We start from the raw sequence: 17,361 nt of genomic DNA, 5'->3' as shown, positions 1-17,361 counted from the left end.
TACCAGTAAAAATGCGGATTAATAAGCTTTTATGCTCAGCTAAACAAAATTCATCGCCATGCTTTTCTATTCGAGCTCATAAAGCGGTCGCTATAAATCAACGAGAGCGCTAGGGCCAAATTCGTCTTGAATTCTGCCCAGGCGGGGAGAAGGCCAGCGCGATACGGTTGCGCGCAAATCAAGTTCCGGGCCGCGAAGCATCTATTGTCAGAATTGCCACTTGAGGTCGTCCGCCACCGGTCTGAGGATACGGGTGGAAACGGCGCCACCCACTTCAACCCGGCATTCATTCGGTCACGCTTGTGTTGATATGCGGAAATTTGAGGAGTGCAACGGGGTGTTTTATCGTCAAGAGAAGTTGCCTAAGAAATGTAATAAAATAATACCGCATTTTCAATTTCTGACAAGTTTGTTTCTTTATGAAAAGATTGGTCCTGTTGCGCCATGGCGAGAGCACCTGGAACAAGGAAAACCGTTTTACCGGCTGGACCGACGTTCCGTTGTCGGACAAAGGAGTGCATGAAGCGAAGACGGCCGCGCTGCTACTCAAGCAAAAAGGTTTTGTTTTCGATGTCGCTTACACGTCGTTACTCAAGCGGGCCATCAAGACATTATGGATCGTGCTTGAGGACATGGAGCTGATGTGGATACCCGTAAACCTTTCGTGGAGACTCAATGAGCGCCATTACGGCGCCTTGCAGGGACTAAACAAAGCGGAGACCGCAGCAAAGTTCGGGGAGCGTCAGGTGCTGCTTTGGCGCAGAAGTTATGACGTACGCCCGCCGGCGCTTGAACAGGCCGACAACCGCAATCCGAGAAATGACCCGAGGTATCGTGGTATTCCGGGAAAAAACCTTCCTTTGACCGAATGTCTGAAAGATACAGTCGACCGGTTTCTGCCTTACTGGAACGACACGATTGCCCCTGCGATATTGTCCGGCCAAAACGTGATCATCTCGGCACATGGTAATTCTCTCAGGGCGCTGGTCAAACATCTCGACCATATCGACGATCACGAGATTGTGGAACTCAACATCCCCACCGGCATCCCGCTGGTGTACGAACTCGACGACAATCTGCAGCCGTTCGCGCATTTTTATTTAGGAGACGAGAAAACGGTAAGCGAAGCCATGCACGCGGTCGCCAATCAGGGAAAAACCGGAGCATAAATTTGCAGCTTAGGCGCTACGGTGCTTTCCTTCCAGCAAGCCCCAAAATTCAGACTTTCTGAACATCCCCGCCAATTGAACAAGGCTACCCACCGCGCGCGTGAACATCGACTCTTGATTTGTGCAGGCTTGGCCGTCCTATATTTTGCCCTCGTCGGAATCATCCACGCAGCACCCAAAGAAGAGCTCAAACAATTGCGCAGCCGCATAGAAGGGCTGCAAAAAGAACTCGCCGAATCTGAAGAGTCAAAATCAGAGGCAGCCGATGCGCTGCAAGAATCAGAACGTGCTATTTCAGATGCGAATCGCAAGCTCTACGAACTGAGCCGCAAGCAACGCGACGTCAACACCCAGCTTACCAGCCTGCAGGCGCAAAGCGCGCGGGCCCAAACCGGCATCCGTAATCAGCAAGCATTGCTTGAGAAATTATTGTATCAGCTTTACCTCGGGCAACAGCCTGATTATTTGGTGTTAATTTTAAACGGCCAAGATCCCAATCAAATCGCGCGCCAACTTTATTATTACAGCTACATCTCACGGGCGCGGACCGATTTCATCACAAAACTTCGCGACAATCTTAATGAACTCGACACGCTCACGTCCGAAGCGCGAAAAAAAGGTGACGAACTCAAGGAAATCCAGCTCGAGCAGGCTGGCGAGAAACGTGTTCTGGAAAGAGAAAAGCACACACACCAACAAGTGCTTGCCAGCATTTCCAAGCAAATTTCCCAACAACGCCGCGAGATTGGAACCTTGCAGAACAATGAACGCCGCCTCACGCGCCTGGTGGAAAAACTCGCGAAAATCCTCTACGAGAAAAAACCGCCGCCCAGACTCAGCAACAACCAGCTTCCCGATTCCTCGCTCGATGCCAACCCGTTCCAACAACTCAAAGGCAGACTGAATTTGCCGATCAAAGGGGAACTCATAAACCGTTTTGGCAGTCCACGTGCAGATAGTGGCTTAACTTGGAAAGGGCTGTTCATACTCTCGCCAAGCGGGCAGGATGTTAAAGCCATCGCGGCCGGGCAAGTGGTGTACGCCGACTGGCTGCGCGGGTTCGGCAACCTGATCATTGTAGACCACGGGGCGGGTTACATGAGCCTGTACGGCAACAACGAAACGCTTTACAAACAGGTCGGTGATTACGTCCACGCCGGGGACACCATCGCCGCGGTAGGAAACAGCGGCGGCAATGCCGAATCCGGTTTATACTTTGAAATGCGTCACCAGGGCAAACCGTTTGACCCTTTAACCTGGGTCACAGTAAAGTAGTCGCCCGGACAATCTTTGCAGACGTAAAGGAGAATTTTGATGGGCAACAAATTAGGGCAAATTGGGCTGATTGCGCTGGGCGCGGTACTCGGCGTGGTGCTGAGCCTAAACTATTCAGCCGTAGCGCAAAAGGAGGCCAGCGCGCCTTTGCCCGTTGAGGAGTTGCGCACCTTCACCGAGGTATTCGGGCGTATCAAGAACGACTATGTCGAACCTGTAGACGACAAGACGCTTCTCACCGACGCAATCAACGGCATGCTGACCGGGCTGGATCCTCATTCAGCGTACCTCGATGCCGAAGCATTCAAGGAGTTGCAGGTGGGCACCCAGGGTGAGTTCGGTGGCTTGGGTATTGAAGTTGGCATGGAAGACGGGTTTGTCAAAGTGATCTCGCCGATTGAAGACACACCGGCTTTTAACGCAGGAATTAAAAGCGGCGACCTCATCATCAAACTTGACGATACCGCGGTAAAGGGCATGACCCTCAATGACGCGGTCAAGCGCATGCGTGGCAAGCCCAATACACAGATCACGCTGACTATTGTACGCAAGGGCGAACCTAAGCCCTTGGTTATCACTCTTACCCGCGCGATCATCAAGGTACAAAGTGTCAAATCCAAGATGGTTGAGCCGGGCTATGGCTACATCCGAATCACTCAGTTCCAGGAACACACCGGTGAATCGCTGGCAAAAGCCATCGACAATCTATACAAACCCGGACCGCTGAAGGGCCTGGTCCTGGATCTACGCAATGATCCCGGTGGTTTGTTGAACAGCGCAGTCGCGGTGTCTTCGGCTTTTCTGGAACCGAATTCACTTATTGTTTACACCGATGGCCGCACCGAGGATTCAAAGATGAGGTTTAGCGCGAGTCCGGAAAACTACCTGCACGGCGATTTCAAGGACGATTATTTAAAAAGTCTTCCATCCGCGATAAAGACCGTGCCAATGGTGGTGCTGGTCAACAACGGCACGGCTTCGGCTTCGGAAATCGTGGCTGGCGCACTGCAGGACCACAAACGCGCAGTCATCATGGGCACTCAAAGCTTCGGCAAAGGTTCAGTGCAGACCATCTTGCCGCTGGGAAATAACACGGCCATCAAGCTGACCACCGCGCGCTACTACACGCCAAAGGGCCGATCAATTCAAGCCAAGGGCATCACTCCCGACATTGTAGTGCAAGAAGCAACGGTGAGCGGCATTGACGAAGGTCCGCAGTTGCGGGAAGCGGATTTGGAACACCATCTCTCCAATGACAAGCCGTCGGGCAACGAGAGCCCGACCTCAAAAGCGGTGCCATCCCAAACCATCCCTAAGCCCAAGAGCGGGGATGGGGGACAAGCTGGGCTTCCGGAGTTCGGCGGAAAAAGCGATTACCAATTGAACCAGGCGGTCAACTTGCTCAAGGGCCTGCAAATCCTGGAAGGGCAAAAATAAGCCTGCACGGGTGGCCGGCGTTTTTCCGTGGACGACAATCAGCTAATTCGCTACAGCCGGCACATCCTTTTGCCGCAGATCGGTATTGAAGGACAGGAAAAACTCCTCAATTCACACGCCCTGCTTATCGGCGCGGGGGGTCTTGGCTCGCCAATTGCGCTTTACCTTGCCGCAAGCGGCTTGGGTAAAATCACCGTCTGCGACGGTGAAACCGTAGACCTCACCAACCTACAACGGCAAATCGTGCATTACAGCTCTGCCGTGGGGACATTGAAAACCCAATCCGCGCACAAAACCATGGCGCTAATTAACCCTGAAGTGACCGTAATCGAGGTTCCAAAACGCGTTTCCAGCGACGATGTGATGGATCTAGTAAAAACTGCCGACGTGGTACTCGATGCGAGCGACAATTTTGCAACAAGGCACGCCGTTAACCGTGCTTGTGTTTGGCACCGCAAGCCCTTGGTTTCCGGGGCCGGCGTGCGCTTCGACGGCCAAGTCGCGGTATTCGATTTACGTGACAGTGCGAGCCCTTGCTACCACTGCCTGTTTCCCGAAAATGGCGAACCCGAGGAAACGCGCTGCGCGGTAATGGGTGTATTCGCACCGTTAACCGGCATCATTGGAACAATCCAGGCGGCAGAAGCGCTCAAGCTATTGACCGGCGCGGGGGAAACACTCAATGGCCGCTTACTCGTGCTTGACGCGCTGTTGATGGAATGGCGCGCTATCAAACTCTCCAAAGACCCGAAATGCTCCGTTTGCAGTGAAAGAACGCAAGCGGAAATCGCTTAACTTCTGATCAATTCCCGCCATTGGCCGGCCCAATGCTCCATCGGTTCGCGCTTGAACCCGCTTTTTGCATACTGGTGCCAGCGTCCCGTCACATAGCACATAAGCAGATTCGCCTGCGCCGCGGCATCCGTGTCGGCGGGTAACTCATTCTGGTTAGAAGCGAAGCGCAGCGCCTGTCTGATCGATGCTTCCAGGCGGTCGTGCAGTTGATTGATGCGCAACTGCAGTCGAGCGTCCTCGTTCACCAGCGCATCGCCAATCAGCACCCGCGTCATGCCCGGGTTCCTCTTCGCAAAGCTCAGGAGCATGGAAAGCATCGCCTCCAGTTGCTTCACTCCGCTTTTTTCGTCACTGGTGATTTTATTGATCAGGCCAAAGATCGATTCCTCGATGAATTCAATAAGTCCCTCGAACATCTGGGCCTTGCTGGCGAAATGGCGGTACAAAGCGGCTTCGGAAACATCGAGCTTCCCGGCCAGAGCGGCCGTGGTTATTTTTTCCCCGCGCGGATTTTGCAGCATTTCCGCGAGCGTCTGCAAAATCTGTAATTTGCGTTCACCGTGCCGGGCCGGCATAGCTCAATATCACGCTAAAGTTACGGCGCTCATCGCGCACCCGCACGAATCAGCGTACCCACGCCTTCGTCGGTAAGGACTTCGAGAAGAAGTGCGTGCTCCACACGACCGTCTATAATATGGCAAGTTTTCACACCGTTACGCACCGCCTCAAGTGCACAGTTCACCTTGGGCAGCATGCCGCCCGAGATCGTGCCGTCCTCGATTAAACTTTTCACCTTGGCCGCGTTTAAACCGGTTAGCACGTTTCCCTTCTTATCCAGCACTCCGGGTGTATTGGTAAGCAAAATCAGCTTTTCGGCTTTCAGCGTCTCGGCGATTTTGCCGGCCACCAAGTCGGCGTTGATATTGTAGGATTCGCCGTTGTCGCCAACACCGATCGGTGCGACGACGGGAATAAAATCCTGGCTATCGAGCAATGTAACTATTTGGGGATCAATTCCAACCACTTCGCCAACATGCCCCATATCTAGCCATTCTTCATGGTTCGCGCGGCTTCTCAACTTCAATTTTCTTGCGCGAATAAAATCTCCGTCCTTGCCAGTCAGGCCTATTGCTCTGCCGCCATGCCGGTTGATAAGGCTTACGATCTGCTTGTTGACCTGTCCACCCAATACCATTTCCACGACATCCATGGTTTCGCGGTCGGTAACCCGCATTCCCTGGACAAACTCACTTTCTTTTCCGACACGCTTCAGGAGTTCGTTGATGTGCGGCCCGCCGCCGTGCACCACCACCGGGTTCATGCCGACGAGCTTGAGCAGGACTACATCGCGGGCAAAGCCGTGCTTGAGGAATTCGTCGGTCATGGCATTGCCACCGAACTTGATGACAATTGTCTTGCCGTGGAAACGCTGAATGTACGGCAGCGCTTCGGCGAGGTCGTTGGCCTTCTGCCTTACATTGGTTGAATTGAGAGGCATGGATATTCTGCGCGGACGGGAAGAGCGTTATTCTACACTTTGCAGGCAAAAAAAAGGCGGCACTGGGCCGCCTTTTTTTCAACGCACATCCGTGTTAGCTAATGGTGAGCCTTTTTGCGGAAACCGCGGCTTTCTTCGGCAGTACCAGTTGCAATACGCCGTCAGTATACTTGGCCTCAGCCTTGCTTTCATCTACGTCCTGATTAAGCTGAAAGCTGCGCGAGAATTTCCCAAAGTACCGTTCGCTGCGTAGCACTCGCTGGCCGTCCTTTTCCTCGTGCTCCTTCCTCACTTCAGCATTGATGGCGATTCGATTGCCATCGATTGACACGTTAATGTCCTCTTTCTTCACACCTGGGAGTTCGGCCTTCACCTTGTACGCCTTGTCATCTTCAGTCACATCGACCTTGAGCGCCGGTTGCGACTGACCTTCAAAACTCACGGGCCGCACGAAGAAACCCTTCAAAAGATCGCCAAACACGTCGTCAAACGGGTCATAACGCGTGATGTTTGCCATAAATTGCCACCTCCATATTGGTTGATAATCAAATCGGCGCCTGTTAAGCGCCGTTTGCTTTAATATAGGTCTCCATCTGTGCTTTTCAAGAGCCCCGTCCCCTTGTATTTGCGACCGGAAGCGTCTAAATTTACTTAACTTTTTAACTGAGCCGCTTTTCCTCGTGGCGAAAAACGAGACTACATCGGGCGCGCTTTCGCTCGCGCTGCTTGAAGAATACCGCCCTTATCTGCTGCGTTATGCGCTGCTGCAATTACGCGATAACCCATCGGCAGAAGACGCGGTGCAGGAAACACTGCTCGCGGCGCTGGAAAACCGGGCCACATTCTCTGGCAAATCGTCGGCAAAAACATGGCTGACAGGCATCCTCAAACATAAAATTCTCGATCTGTACCGCAAACAGGCGAAAGAGGCAGGACAAGTCAGCCTTGAAGCCGAGTTGGATAGCGGGGCAGGTGACTTCGATACGCTTTTCCAGCCCGACGGCCATTGGCAGACGTGGCCGCAAGCTTGGGCCGACCCACTCAAAAATCTGGAGAACAAAAGATTCTGGGAAATATTTGAGATTTGCACGAAATTGATGCCGGCCCATACCGCGCGGGTATTTATGATGCGCGAGTTCCTCGGATTAAGTACCGAGGAAATATGTAAGGGCATGCAGATTACTGCGACCAACTGTTGGGTTATGCTGTACCGCGCGCGCATGAGCTTGAAATTATGCTTGGAGCATAATTGGTTCGGCGGTAAATTCGAGGGAACGTAATGCTCACCTGTAAGGAAGTTTCAATGCTGGTTTCGCAATCCCTGGATCGCCGCCTGAATTTGCTAGAGTGGGCGGGATTGAGAGTGCACCTCTTACTTTGCGACGGCTGCAGACGCTTTCGTCAACAAATGGCGTTTATTCGGCGCGCGTGCCGCCATTTCCCGGGTTGAAGTTTTGCAGACTTCGCCGCGAATAGCGGTGAAGTTAAATCAAGACATCAGTGCCGGCCCGGCTGCTGTGATTGCTGTTGGCATGGCTCGGTTGTTTCTCAGCAAAGGACGCGTATAGTATAATTTCGCTGATGCGAACGGCAAAACCTCTGTTACTGCTTTTTCTTCTGTTTCCATCCCCGCTTTTCGCCCAGCAATTGCCTGTCCCGCAACCGCCCTCAATTGCGGCAAAATCGTACCTGCTGACTGATTATTACAGCAAACAAATATTGGTCGGGCAGAACATAAACACAAGGATCGAGCCGGCATCGCTTACAAAGCTTATGACGGCTTATCTGACGTTTGCGGCACTCAAGCAGAAACAAATCACGCTCGAGCAGCAATTCGCGGTTTCAACCCACGCCTGGCACGCCGAAGGCTCGCGCATGTTCATCGAACCGGGCAAACCGGTAAAAGTGGAAGATTTGATACGCGGTATGGTCGTGGAATCAGGCAACGATGCCTGTATAGCGCTTGCGGAAGGTATTGCGGGAAGCGAAGAAGCATTTACGCAAATGATGAACAGTGAGGCGCAGCGTCTTGGAATGAAAAACACGCACTTCATGAATTCCACCGGCTTGCCCGATCCGCAGCATTATTCCACCGCGTATGACCTATCTTTGCTGGCCGCGGCGGTCATACGCGATTTTCCAGAATACTATTCGCTATATTCAATCAAGGAATATAAATACAACAATATCGAACAATTCAACCGTAATCGTCTTCTTTGGACCGATCCCTATGTGGACGGACTGAAAACCGGTTATACAGAAAATGCGGGTTATTGCCTTATCTCCACCGCCAAAAGAGGATCACGACGCCTCATTGCGGTGGTCTTGGATACTGCATCCGACAATCTACGGGCCACGGAAAGCCAGAAGCTTCTTAATTACGGGTTCCAGTTCTACGACACGCTGCACCTTTATACAAAAGGTCAACCCGTGACCACTTTCACCGTATGGAAGGGCGCTGAGAATACGGTCGAAGCTGGATTCCCGGAGGATGTTTATTTAAGCCTGCCCAAAGGCCAATCGCAAAGTTTGAAAGCGACCATGGAAAGCCGGCAACCGCTGATTGCGCCAATCAGCACGGGACAGACGATCGGGGTCGTGAAACTAACGATAGACGGCAAACCCGTAACACAACATCCGTTGGTCGCACTTGATAACGTGGAACCTGCCAATATCCTGGTTCGAGGGTGGGACAGCTTGCGGCTGTTGTTTAACTAAAGCGGCTTTTCAGTTGAACACGGTTTACTTAAACGGCAGATTCATGCCTCTCGACGAAGCACGTATCCCGGTGCTCGACCGCGGATTCATTTTTGGCGACGGGGTATATGAAGTCATTCCCTGCTACTCGAGAAAGCCATTCCGGCTCAAGGAGCACCTCCGGCGTTTGCAGTCGAATCTGGACAACATCTTCCTCAAAAATCCCTACCCGGATGTTCAATGGGCGGGATTATTCGCGCAACTTGTTACGCAGAACGAGGGCGAAGATCAGCATATTTATTTGCATATAACGCGTGGAGCCGCGAAACGCGACCACGCCTTCCCAAAACAGGCGCAGCCCACCGTATTCATGATGAGCATGCCGCTGCAAGCCACTTCTCCGGAAATCTTGAGAACGGGGGTAGTCGCCATTTCTGCTCAGGATAACCGGTGGCTGCGGTGCGACATCAAGGCCATTTCGTTATTGCCCAACGTACTGCTGCGGCAGTTGGCGGTGGACCGCGGTGCCGCAGAGACCGTCCTGCTCCGCGACGGTTTTCTAACCGAAGGTGCCGCAAGCAATATTTTCGTGGTCAAAAACGGCGTGCTGCTCGCCCCGCCGAAAAGCAATTTAATCCTTCCTGGAATAACCTATGATGTAGTCTTGGAACTTGCGCGGGCCCATGCCATTCCCCACGAGGTGAGAGCAGTTTCGGAAACCGAAGTTCGCACGGCGCAAGAACTCTGGATGACCTCGTCCGGAAAGGAAGTGTTGGCCATCACGACTCTGGACAAGCGACCGGTTGGTGACGGTAAACCGGGGAAGCTGTTCTGGCGCATGTATGACTTATATCAAGCTTATAAAGCGGCGGTCATCCGGCAAAGCGAGGCGCAACCCATATAAATCCGCGAGAGTAAATGGGCATTGAGATTTCATCAGTAGAATACCCATGTGCTTTCCCTATCAAGATCATGGGCAAGAGCGAAGCGGGATTTGCCCAGGCAATCCTGCAAATCGTCATGCGTCATGCTCCCGACTTCGATCCTGCTAGCATGGAAATGAAAACAAGTAAAAAAGGCAAATATCTGAGTCTCACCTGCATTATTCAGGCCAATTCGCAAGACCAACTGGATGAGCTCTACCGAGAGCTGTGTGATCACCCGATGGTGGTGATGGTTCTTTGAGCGAGGCTTAAGGCGTGGGACTTGAGGCCTATAAATACGAAGCAGCGTACGGTGCGGCGAAATGGTCGCGTGCGGCGTCTTGCATGTCATTGCGCGTCAGGCATATGGGCCTTACGGATTACGTCGACATCTGGCGAGCGATGCAGGTGTTCACTCAGCGGCGCAATGCCGAAAGCGAAGACGAGGTCTGGCTTCTGCAGCACCTGCCGGTTTACACCTTGGGACTGAACGTAAAACCGGAAAATCTACCTCAAGACGGCACCGTACCCATAGTTAAAACCGACCGCGGCGGTCAGATCACATACCACGGGCCCGGGCAGATCATCGCCTATGTGTTGCTCGATTTGCTGCGCTTGAGGATCGGCGTGCGCGGGCTGGTGAAGCGCTTGGAAGAATCGGTGATCGATTTGCTTGAAGCTTACCAAATAAATGCGGAAACCCGAATCGGGGCTCCGGGTGTATACGTTAACGGCGCAAAAGTCGCCGCGTTGGGATTGCGTGTAAGAAAAGGCTGTTGCTACCACGGTCTTGCGCTCAACGTCGACATGGATTTGCGGCCGTTTCGCACGATCAAGCCCTGCGGCTATCCGGGATTGCGGGTGACTCAGCTGCGCGACCTGGGGATTGACGATTCGCTGGATTGCATAACCAAGAGGCTGTCCGAAATGCTCACTTACCGCTTGCGCAAAATATGAACTCCGAATCCGCAGGTTTCAAACAGAAAGGAGCGGCTAAATTTGCGCGCATGCCAATCAAGATTGTGCCGCAGGAGAGGCTTAAAAAGCCAGCATGGATTCGCGTAAGGTCTGCGAGCAGCGCCCGATTTTACGACATCAAGCGAACGCTGCGCGAACACAATCTCCACACGGTCTGCGAGGAAGCTTCCTGCCCCAATATCGGCGAATGTTTCGGAAAAGGCACTGCGACGTTCATGATTCTCGGGGATCTGTGCACACGACGCTGTCCGTTCTGCGATGTGGCGCACGGTAAGCCGCTGGCTCCCGATTCTGAAGAACCGATCAATCTCGCCACAACCGTGGCTGCATTAAATCTGCGCTACGTAGTAATCACCAGCGTGGACCGGGACGATTTGCGCGACGGCGGCGCGCGCCATTTTGCAAATTGCATCCGCAGTGTGCGCGAATTATCGCCGCAGACCCGCATTGAAGCCTTGGTGCCCGATTTCCGCGGGAGACTGACTATAGCTCTGGATATATTAGGCACTTGCCCGCCGGATGTATTGAATCACAACCTGGAAACCGTGCCGCGGCTTTACAAGCATGTGCGGCCGGGCGCCGACTACTGGAATTCGCTTAAACTGCTCAGCGACTTTAAATCACGTTTTCCAGGCATTCCAACCAAATCGGGTTTGATGCTGGGATTGGGTGAATCCGACGACGAAATCATGGAGGTCATGCGCAATTTGCGTAATCATGGTGTAGAAATGCTCACGCTTGGCCAGTACCTGCAGCCGAGCAGCCACCATCTTCCGGTCATGCGCTACGCGGACCCGGAGCTTTTCAAGATGTTCGAAAGTTGCGCGCTGGAAATGGGCTTCACGCACGCCGCGTGCGCCCCGTTGGTGCGCTCCAGCTACCATGCCGATCAGCAAGCCCATGACGCGGGCCTAGCGAACGTACTTTAGCCGAACTTCGCAGATTGAAGAATTTTTGTTAAGCGCCCACTCGCGCCGCAAGCTTGTCCTCGATTAACCGGTCCAGCTGGGCGAAATCCGGCTCGCCGACGATGCGTTTGACGATGTTGCCGCGCTTGTCGATGATAAAGACAGTTGGAGTGAGCGTCACATCGCCGAATGCCCGCGCAATGGTTCCCTGCACATCCAGCGCAACATTGAAGGGCAACGAATTCTTTTCGGCGTAGTCAAGCACATAGTTGGGCGGGTCGTAGCTCATCGCAACAGCGACGGTTTCGAACCCCTGCGCCTTGTACTTGCGGTAGGTATTGATCAACTGCGGCATCTCATGCATGCACACGCTGCAGTCGGTAGCCCAGAAATTTACCAGCACCACCTTGCCGTGCAGGCTCTCGAGCGCGATTTTTTTGCCTTGGAGCGATGTAAATGTTACCCGGGGCGCAGGGGACCCGTGCGACAGACCTTGTGCAAACAGCAGAATCAGCACTGCAGCCAGCGCGAGTAATATCAAAAAACGTTTGTGTTTGAGCTTTTCCACGGTTCAACGGTTGGGCAGGTTAACCAGCCTGACTTGTGCGACTATGAGTCTGAGCTTTTTTGCCGACGTTGTCACCTGGGCTTCAATGCGCCTTCTCCCAGTTCGGTCCTGTCCCGACGTGTACCACCAACGGCACTTCCAATTTCGCAACGCTGCACATGAGATTGGGCAACTCAATCCTCAGCAACCCGAGTTCATCATCAGGTACCTCGAGTACCAGTTCATCGTGCACTTGCATGATCAGCCTGGCCTTGAGATTTTTGTGCTTAAGCCACTCGTGGACCGCGATCATGGCGAGTTTGATAAGATCTGCGGCGGTACCCTGCATCGGTGCGTTGATTGCAGCGCGCTCGGCGCCCTGCCGACGCGCATTGTTGGAACTATTAATGTCGGGAAGCCAAAGTCTTCTGCCAAGCACAGTTTCAACGAAACCTTGTTGTTTGGCAAGTTCGCGGGTGCGTTGCATGTAATCCGCAACCTTCGGGTAACGGGCGAAATAGCGTTCCATGTAAAGCTGCGCCGCGCCCCGATCAATGCCCAGCTGGCTCGCCAAGCCAAAAGCCGACATGCCGTAAATCAGGCCGAAGTTGATCACCTTGGCATAACGCCGCTGTTCAGCCCCGACTTCATTTGGCGCAATGCCGAATATCTCGGCTGCCGTAGCACGGTGGATGTCTTCGCCTTCGGCGAAGGCTTTAAGCAAGCTCGCATCGCGTGAAATATGCGCCATGATGCGAAGTTCAATCTGCGAATAATCTGCCGAGACGATCTGACGACCGGGGGCTGCTATAAATGCCTCGCGGATCCTGCGTCCTTCCTGGGTGCGCACCGGTATGTTTTGCAAATTCGGATCATTGCTGGCGAGTCTGCCGGTCACCGCGATCGCCTGGGCGTAATTGGTGTGCACACGTCCTGTCCCGGCGTTCACCATGCGCGGTAACTTGTCCGTGTAGGTGGATTTGAGTTTCGCCAATCCGCGATAATCGAGGATCAGCTTGGCCAAAGGATAATCCAGCGCGAGCTCCTGCAACACGTCTTCATCGGTGGAAGGCGCGCCTCCGGGTGTTTTCTTCACAACCGGGAGCTTGTGGCGCTCAAACAGGATTTCCTGAATCTGCTTGGGCGAATTGATATTGAACGGTTGCTCTGCGAGCCGGTAAATTTCGTTTTCGAGTTCGACGAGCCTGTTTCCCAATTCGCGGCTTTGCTCCTCCAAACGTTTTACATCCAGCAGCACGCCGTACCGTTCCATGTCGAAGAGCACATCGATGAGCGGCATTTCGACCTGCCGGTAAACTGCTTCTAGTTTGGGTTCGCCCGCAATCTGCGGATAAAGATTTTGATGCAGCTGCAGGGCGATGTCCGCGTCCTCCGCCGCGTAATCGGTTGCTTGCTCCACAGCCACCTGCTCAAAACCGATGCGGCCCGGACCTTTCCCGGTCACTTCATCATAAGTGACGGTTTTGACGCCGAGATGGCGCTGCGCCAGAGTGTCCAAGTCATGCGGTCGGTGGCTTTCCAGAACATAGGATTGCAGTAAAGTGTCATGCTCGATACCGCGCAGTGTGACACCGTGATTGGCAAATATATGCTTGTCATACTTGAGGTTCTGCCCAAGCTTGGATTTCCCGGCATCTTCCAGCCAGGGCTTGAGCTTCTGCAAAGCCCACTGCAAATCGAGCTGAGGCGGTGCCGCGGAATAGCGGTGTGCGAGGGGAAGATAAGCGGCATGATGCGCCTGCACAGAGAACGAGATGCCGACCAGCTTGCTCTGCAGCGGATCGAGCCCCGTGGTTTCGGTGTCTACTGAAACCAGGGCCGCGCTGTTAATTTTTTCCAGCCATGCGCTCAGCTGGTCAGCGGTAAGCAAAGTTTCGTAGGTCCTGGGTTGAGTGCCCAGTGCTCGAGGTTCAATACTAAAGTCGATGCTCTCCGAAACGTCGGCTGCCAATCCTGAACCCTGAGCTTTTGCTCTTGACGCACGGATCTCTTCGAGCCATTTTTTCAAATCGAAACGCTCGAACAACATAGTGAGCTTTTCAGTGTCAGGCGATCGCGGGGTGAGATCATCGAGACTTACAGGCAAAGTTACGTCGCATTTCACGGTAAGCAGCTGTCGCGCCTGCGGCAGCCAGTCGAGAGATTTGCGCAAATTCTCGCCGACGACGCCGGGAATTTCGCTTGCATGCGCCATCAGGTTGTCGAGCGTTTGATACTGTGACAGCCATTTCACCGCGGTTTTCGGCCCAACCATTTCCACGCCGGGCACGTTATCCACGCTGTCGCCAATCAGCGTCAGATAATCCAAGATGCGTGAAGGCTCAACACCAAACTTGGCAAGCACTCCTTGCTCGTCCAATTTCTCATTGTTCATAGTGTTTATCAGACTAACCTGACGGTTCACTAATTGCGCAAGATCCTTGTCACCGGTGGAAACAATGCTGTTGATGCCCTCGCGCGCGGCGTGCGTCACCAGCGTGCCGATGACATCGTCCGCCTCAACGCCTTCAATGATAAGCAATGGCCAACCCAGGGCACGAATACATTGCTGTAATGGTTCGATCTGAATTGCCAGATCCTCCGGCATCGCAGGCCGGTTGGCTTTGTATTGAGGATAACGTTCTTCGCGGAAGGTTTTGCCTTTCGCGTCAAACACGCAGGCGATATAATCGGCGTTGTACTCTCTGCGCAGGCGGCGCAGCATATTGAGCACGACGTGAATTGCGCCCGTGGGCTCGCCCCGGCGGCTGCGCAAATCCTTCTGCTCCATTGCGTGAAATGCGCGGTACAGGTACGAAGAACCGTCGACCAAAAGCAGCGTCTTACTTCCGCTTGACTGCGGTTCGGTGCCGGAATTTGCGGGCGCACTTTTCATTTCGGCACACCGCACCAGCTAAACTTTAAATTCACTAAACGGATTTCTAACATGGACCTTCCAGAAAAATTGCAGCAATCCATAACCCCGGAGTTTCTTGAAAAAACATGGTCAGCCCGCGAATCCTGGCGCGTAATGGCGATTATGTCAGAATTTGTGGAAGCGACCGAACGCCTGAGGGCGGTCCGCCCTGCCGTAAGCATATTCGGCAGCTCGCGTTGTACGCAAGACCACCCCTATTACAAACTTGGCGAAGCGATCGCACGCCAGCTGTCTGATGCGGGTTTCAGCGTGATATCGGGCGGCGGGCCCGGCATTATGGAAGCCGCCAATAGGGGCGCTTTTTTCGGTAGCAGCCCCAGCGTCGGTTTGAATATCCAGCTACCGCATGAGCAACGTAGTAACGCCTACCAGGACATCAGCCAGACATTCCAGCATTTCTTTGCACGCAAGGTAATGTTTGTCAAGTTTGCCAGCGCTTATGTGGTGCTGCCCGGCGGGTTCGGCACGCTGGATGAACTGATGGAGGCGCTCACTCTGGTGCAGACCGGCAAGACGCGTAAAATGCCCATCATTTTAGTGCACGAACCATTTTGGCGCGGTATGCTGGACTGGTTCAGGCACACCCTGGTGGCTGAAAAGATGATTGACGCCGAGGATATGCATTTAATCCACGTAATAAATGAACCCAAAGCGGTTGTAGATGCGATTTTCAATCATTACGAAAAGCGCGGCTTCGAGCCTTCCGCGAAAGAGAGGGAAATTCAACTTAACCTGTAATCGCTGGTCCAATGGTAAACTAATGCACTTTCGTTTGCGGGCTGTTAATTCAGTAAATATGCGATTGCTGGCTATTGCCATGTTATGTTTTGCGCTGACCGCGTTTGCACAGAGCGATCGGCCTAAAGATTTGCAGCCTGTACCAGAGGCGGCTCCTCCTCCACCGCCACAAGGGGACCAGTCGCTGGAGCCGGAAGTGACAATCAAAAAGCGTGGCAAAGAGACTATTGAGGAATACCGGGTGCACGGCAGACTCTACATGGTCAAAGTCACTCCAGCCACCGGTGTTCCTTATTACTTGATTGATGAGAACGGCACCGGCACGTTCGTGCGCGACGACACGGCTAATCCCGTCAAAGTGCCGATGTGGCTGATATTCCAGTTCTAGAGCGTTACCTGTCAGGCGTTACAGGATTCGATCCGAACAGAATGCCGCCGCCAGAATTCTGATTTGCCGCGGCTGACTCGCATAGTCTATGTCCGTTTTCACCACCGTTACCCCGGATCAGCTTTCGGCATGGCTGAAAAATTACTCGCTGGGCACCCTTACCGCTCTGCACGGCATTGCCGCCGGCATCGACAACACCAATTATTTTGTGGATACGACCCACGGCCGATACGTGCTCACTTTATTCGAGAAGCTGCACGCCGAAGAGTTGCCGTTTTATCTCAACCTGATGTCACATCTGGCGAGCCATGGCATACCGTGCCCTGACCCGATTGCCAACCTTCAGAATTGCTTCTTAGCGGAACTCAACGGCAGGCCGGCGTGCATTGTCACTCGACTTGCGGGAAGTGATCTGGACAAACCCACCCCGGCGCATTGTGCTGAAGTCGGCGAGTTGCTTGCAGACATGCATCTTGCGGGTCAAACCTATGCGGCGCGGATGGATAACCCGCGTGGTACGCGTTGGTGGAATGCAACTGCTCCGCAGCTTATGCCTTTCCTGTCGCCAATTGAAGCCGAAATTCTCAGGGAAGAGCTGCGCTTTCAGTCTCTCTACCGTTACCAGGATCTGCCACGCGGCGTGATACACGCGGACTTGTTCCGCGATAACGTGCTTTTTCGCGGCGACGCAATCAGTGGAGTTATCGATTTCTATTTCGCTTGCAACGATGTATTGCTATATGATTTGGCCATTGCGGCCAATGATTGGTGCATCGATACGGACTTTAAACTGGATCCCGGACGCACCTTGGCGTTGCTTACAGCGTATCATGCCGGCCGTTCTTTCACGTCAAACGAGCACAAGGCTTGGCCGGTGATGTTGCGCGCCGGCGCACTGCGCTTCTGGGTTTCGCGTTTGTACGACTTCCACCTTCCGCGGCCGGGAGAGTTGACGCACGCAAAGGATCCCCATCATTTTATGAATATCCTCAAGCAGCACGTCAACGGCAAATCAGACTTCGTCTGGCCGTAAGCCGTGCAGCATGGCTTCAAATCTTGTGCAAATCGGT

General features: G+C 53.4%; 18 protein-coding genes. 13 read left to right on the top strand and 5 right to left on the bottom strand.

Annotation, left to right across the window (positions count from 1 at the left end):
• Window positions 1-419 precede the first annotated feature (419 nt).
• From gpmA to VLV32_00985, 4 genes are all read left to right on the top strand, one after another.
• Window positions 420-1,169, top strand: coding sequence for a 2,3-diphosphoglycerate-dependent phosphoglycerate mutase (gene gpmA, locus VLV32_01000; GenBank protein HUL40477.1), 750 nt, complete (start codon window positions 420-422; stop codon window positions 1,167-1,169).
• 75 nt (window positions 1,170-1,244) lie between these two features.
• Complete coding sequence (locus VLV32_00995; protein ID HUL40476.1) at window positions 1,245-2,444, top strand: peptidoglycan DD-metalloendopeptidase family protein; 1,200 nt, start codon at window positions 1,245-1,247, stop codon at window positions 2,442-2,444.
• Between the two features lie 39 nt (window positions 2,445-2,483).
• A complete protein-coding gene (locus VLV32_00990; protein HUL40475.1) occupies window positions 2,484-3,881 on the top strand; it encodes a S41 family peptidase in 1,398 nt (465 codons plus the stop codon).
• A gap of 27 nt (window positions 3,882-3,908) precedes the next feature.
• Entirely contained in the window at window positions 3,909-4,676 is a 768-nt protein-coding gene (locus VLV32_00985) for a HesA/MoeB/ThiF family protein (GenBank protein ID HUL40474.1), read from the top strand.
• Here the strand turns inward: VLV32_00985 and slmA are convergent.
• The 3 genes from slmA to VLV32_00970 all read right to left on the bottom strand — a co-directional run bounded on the left by slmA (window position 4,673) and on the right by VLV32_00970 (window position 6,691).
• A complete protein-coding gene (gene slmA / locus VLV32_00980; protein HUL40473.1) occupies window positions 4,673-5,251 on the bottom strand; it encodes a nucleoid occlusion factor SlmA in 579 nt (192 codons plus the stop codon). The genes VLV32_00985 and slmA overlap by 4 nt on opposite strands.
• A gap of 29 nt (window positions 5,252-5,280) precedes the next feature.
• Window positions 5,281-6,174 (bottom strand): acetylglutamate kinase, encoded by an 894-nt coding sequence (gene argB / locus VLV32_00975; GenBank protein HUL40472.1) that lies wholly within the window; start codon window positions 6,172-6,174, stop codon window positions 5,281-5,283.
• Window positions 6,175-6,268: 94 nt separating this feature from the next.
• Window positions 6,269-6,691 (bottom strand): Hsp20/alpha crystallin family protein, encoded by a 423-nt coding sequence (locus tag VLV32_00970; GenBank protein HUL40471.1) that lies wholly within the window; start codon window positions 6,689-6,691, stop codon window positions 6,269-6,271.
• A gap of 163 nt (window positions 6,692-6,854) precedes the next feature.
• On the opposite strand from VLV32_00970, the gene VLV32_00965 reads away from it, so the two are divergent.
• From VLV32_00965 to lipA, 6 genes are all read left to right on the top strand, one after another.
• A complete protein-coding gene (locus VLV32_00965; protein HUL40470.1) occupies window positions 6,855-7,454 on the top strand; it encodes a sigma-70 family RNA polymerase sigma factor in 600 nt (199 codons plus the stop codon).
• 301 nt (window positions 7,455-7,755) lie between these two features.
• Window positions 7,756-8,892 (top strand): D-alanyl-D-alanine carboxypeptidase family protein, encoded by a 1,137-nt coding sequence (locus VLV32_00960; protein ID HUL40469.1) that lies wholly within the window; start codon window positions 7,756-7,758, stop codon window positions 8,890-8,892.
• Between the two features lie 43 nt (window positions 8,893-8,935).
• Window positions 8,936-9,775: a D-amino acid aminotransferase gene (locus tag VLV32_00955; protein ID HUL40468.1), complete on the top strand. Its 840-nt coding sequence runs from the start codon at window positions 8,936-8,938 to the stop codon at window positions 9,773-9,775.
• A gap of 14 nt (window positions 9,776-9,789) precedes the next feature.
• Entirely contained in the window at window positions 9,790-10,056 is a 267-nt protein-coding gene (locus VLV32_00950; protein ID HUL40467.1) for a DUF493 domain-containing protein, read from the top strand.
• An 83-nt stretch (window positions 10,057-10,139) separates the two neighbouring features.
• On the top strand, window positions 10,140-10,751 hold the full coding sequence (lipB, locus tag VLV32_00945) for a lipoyl(octanoyl) transferase LipB (GenBank protein ID HUL40466.1): 612 nt from the start codon (window positions 10,140-10,142) through the stop codon (window positions 10,749-10,751).
• Window positions 10,748-11,701 carry a lipoyl synthase gene (lipA, locus tag VLV32_00940; protein ID HUL40465.1) on the top strand — a complete coding sequence of 318 codons (954 nt, stop codon included), beginning with the start codon at window positions 10,748-10,750 and terminating at the stop codon, window positions 11,699-11,701. Before lipB ends, lipA begins: the two co-directional genes overlap by 4 nt.
• Before the next feature lie 28 nt (window positions 11,702-11,729).
• On the opposite strand, the gene VLV32_00935 is transcribed toward lipA, so the two are convergent.
• A complete protein-coding gene (locus tag VLV32_00935; protein ID HUL40464.1) occupies window positions 11,730-12,206 on the bottom strand; it encodes a TlpA disulfide reductase family protein in 477 nt (158 codons plus the stop codon).
• Window positions 12,207-12,330: 124 nt separating this feature from the next.
• Window positions 12,331-15,123 (bottom strand): DNA polymerase I, encoded by a 2,793-nt coding sequence (gene polA, locus VLV32_00930; protein ID HUL40463.1) that lies wholly within the window; start codon window positions 15,121-15,123, stop codon window positions 12,331-12,333.
• 135 nt (window positions 15,124-15,258) lie between these two features.
• On the opposite strand from polA, the gene VLV32_00925 reads away from it, so the two are divergent.
• From VLV32_00925 to VLV32_00915, 3 genes are all read left to right on the top strand, one after another.
• Window positions 15,259-15,903 carry a TIGR00730 family Rossman fold protein gene (locus VLV32_00925; protein HUL40462.1) on the top strand — a complete coding sequence of 215 codons (645 nt, stop codon included), beginning with the start codon at window positions 15,259-15,261 and terminating at the stop codon, window positions 15,901-15,903.
• Window positions 15,827-16,291 carry a DUF2782 domain-containing protein gene (locus VLV32_00920; GenBank protein ID HUL40461.1) on the top strand — a complete coding sequence of 155 codons (465 nt, stop codon included), beginning with the start codon at window positions 15,827-15,829 and terminating at the stop codon, window positions 16,289-16,291. The genes VLV32_00925 and VLV32_00920 overlap by 77 nt, the downstream gene beginning before the upstream one ends.
• An 88-nt stretch (window positions 16,292-16,379) precedes the next feature.
• On the top strand, window positions 16,380-17,324 hold the full coding sequence (locus VLV32_00915; protein HUL40460.1) for a homoserine kinase: 945 nt from the start codon (window positions 16,380-16,382) through the stop codon (window positions 17,322-17,324).
• Window positions 17,325-17,361 lie beyond the last annotated feature (37 nt).

The organism is Burkholderiales bacterium (assembly GCA_035518095.1).
Lineage (GTDB): Bacteria > Pseudomonadota > Gammaproteobacteria > Burkholderiales > JAHFRG01 > JAHFRG01.
The sequence above is the reverse complement of the archived record's forward strand: the minus strand, read 5'-3'. Positions and strand labels throughout refer to the sequence as shown.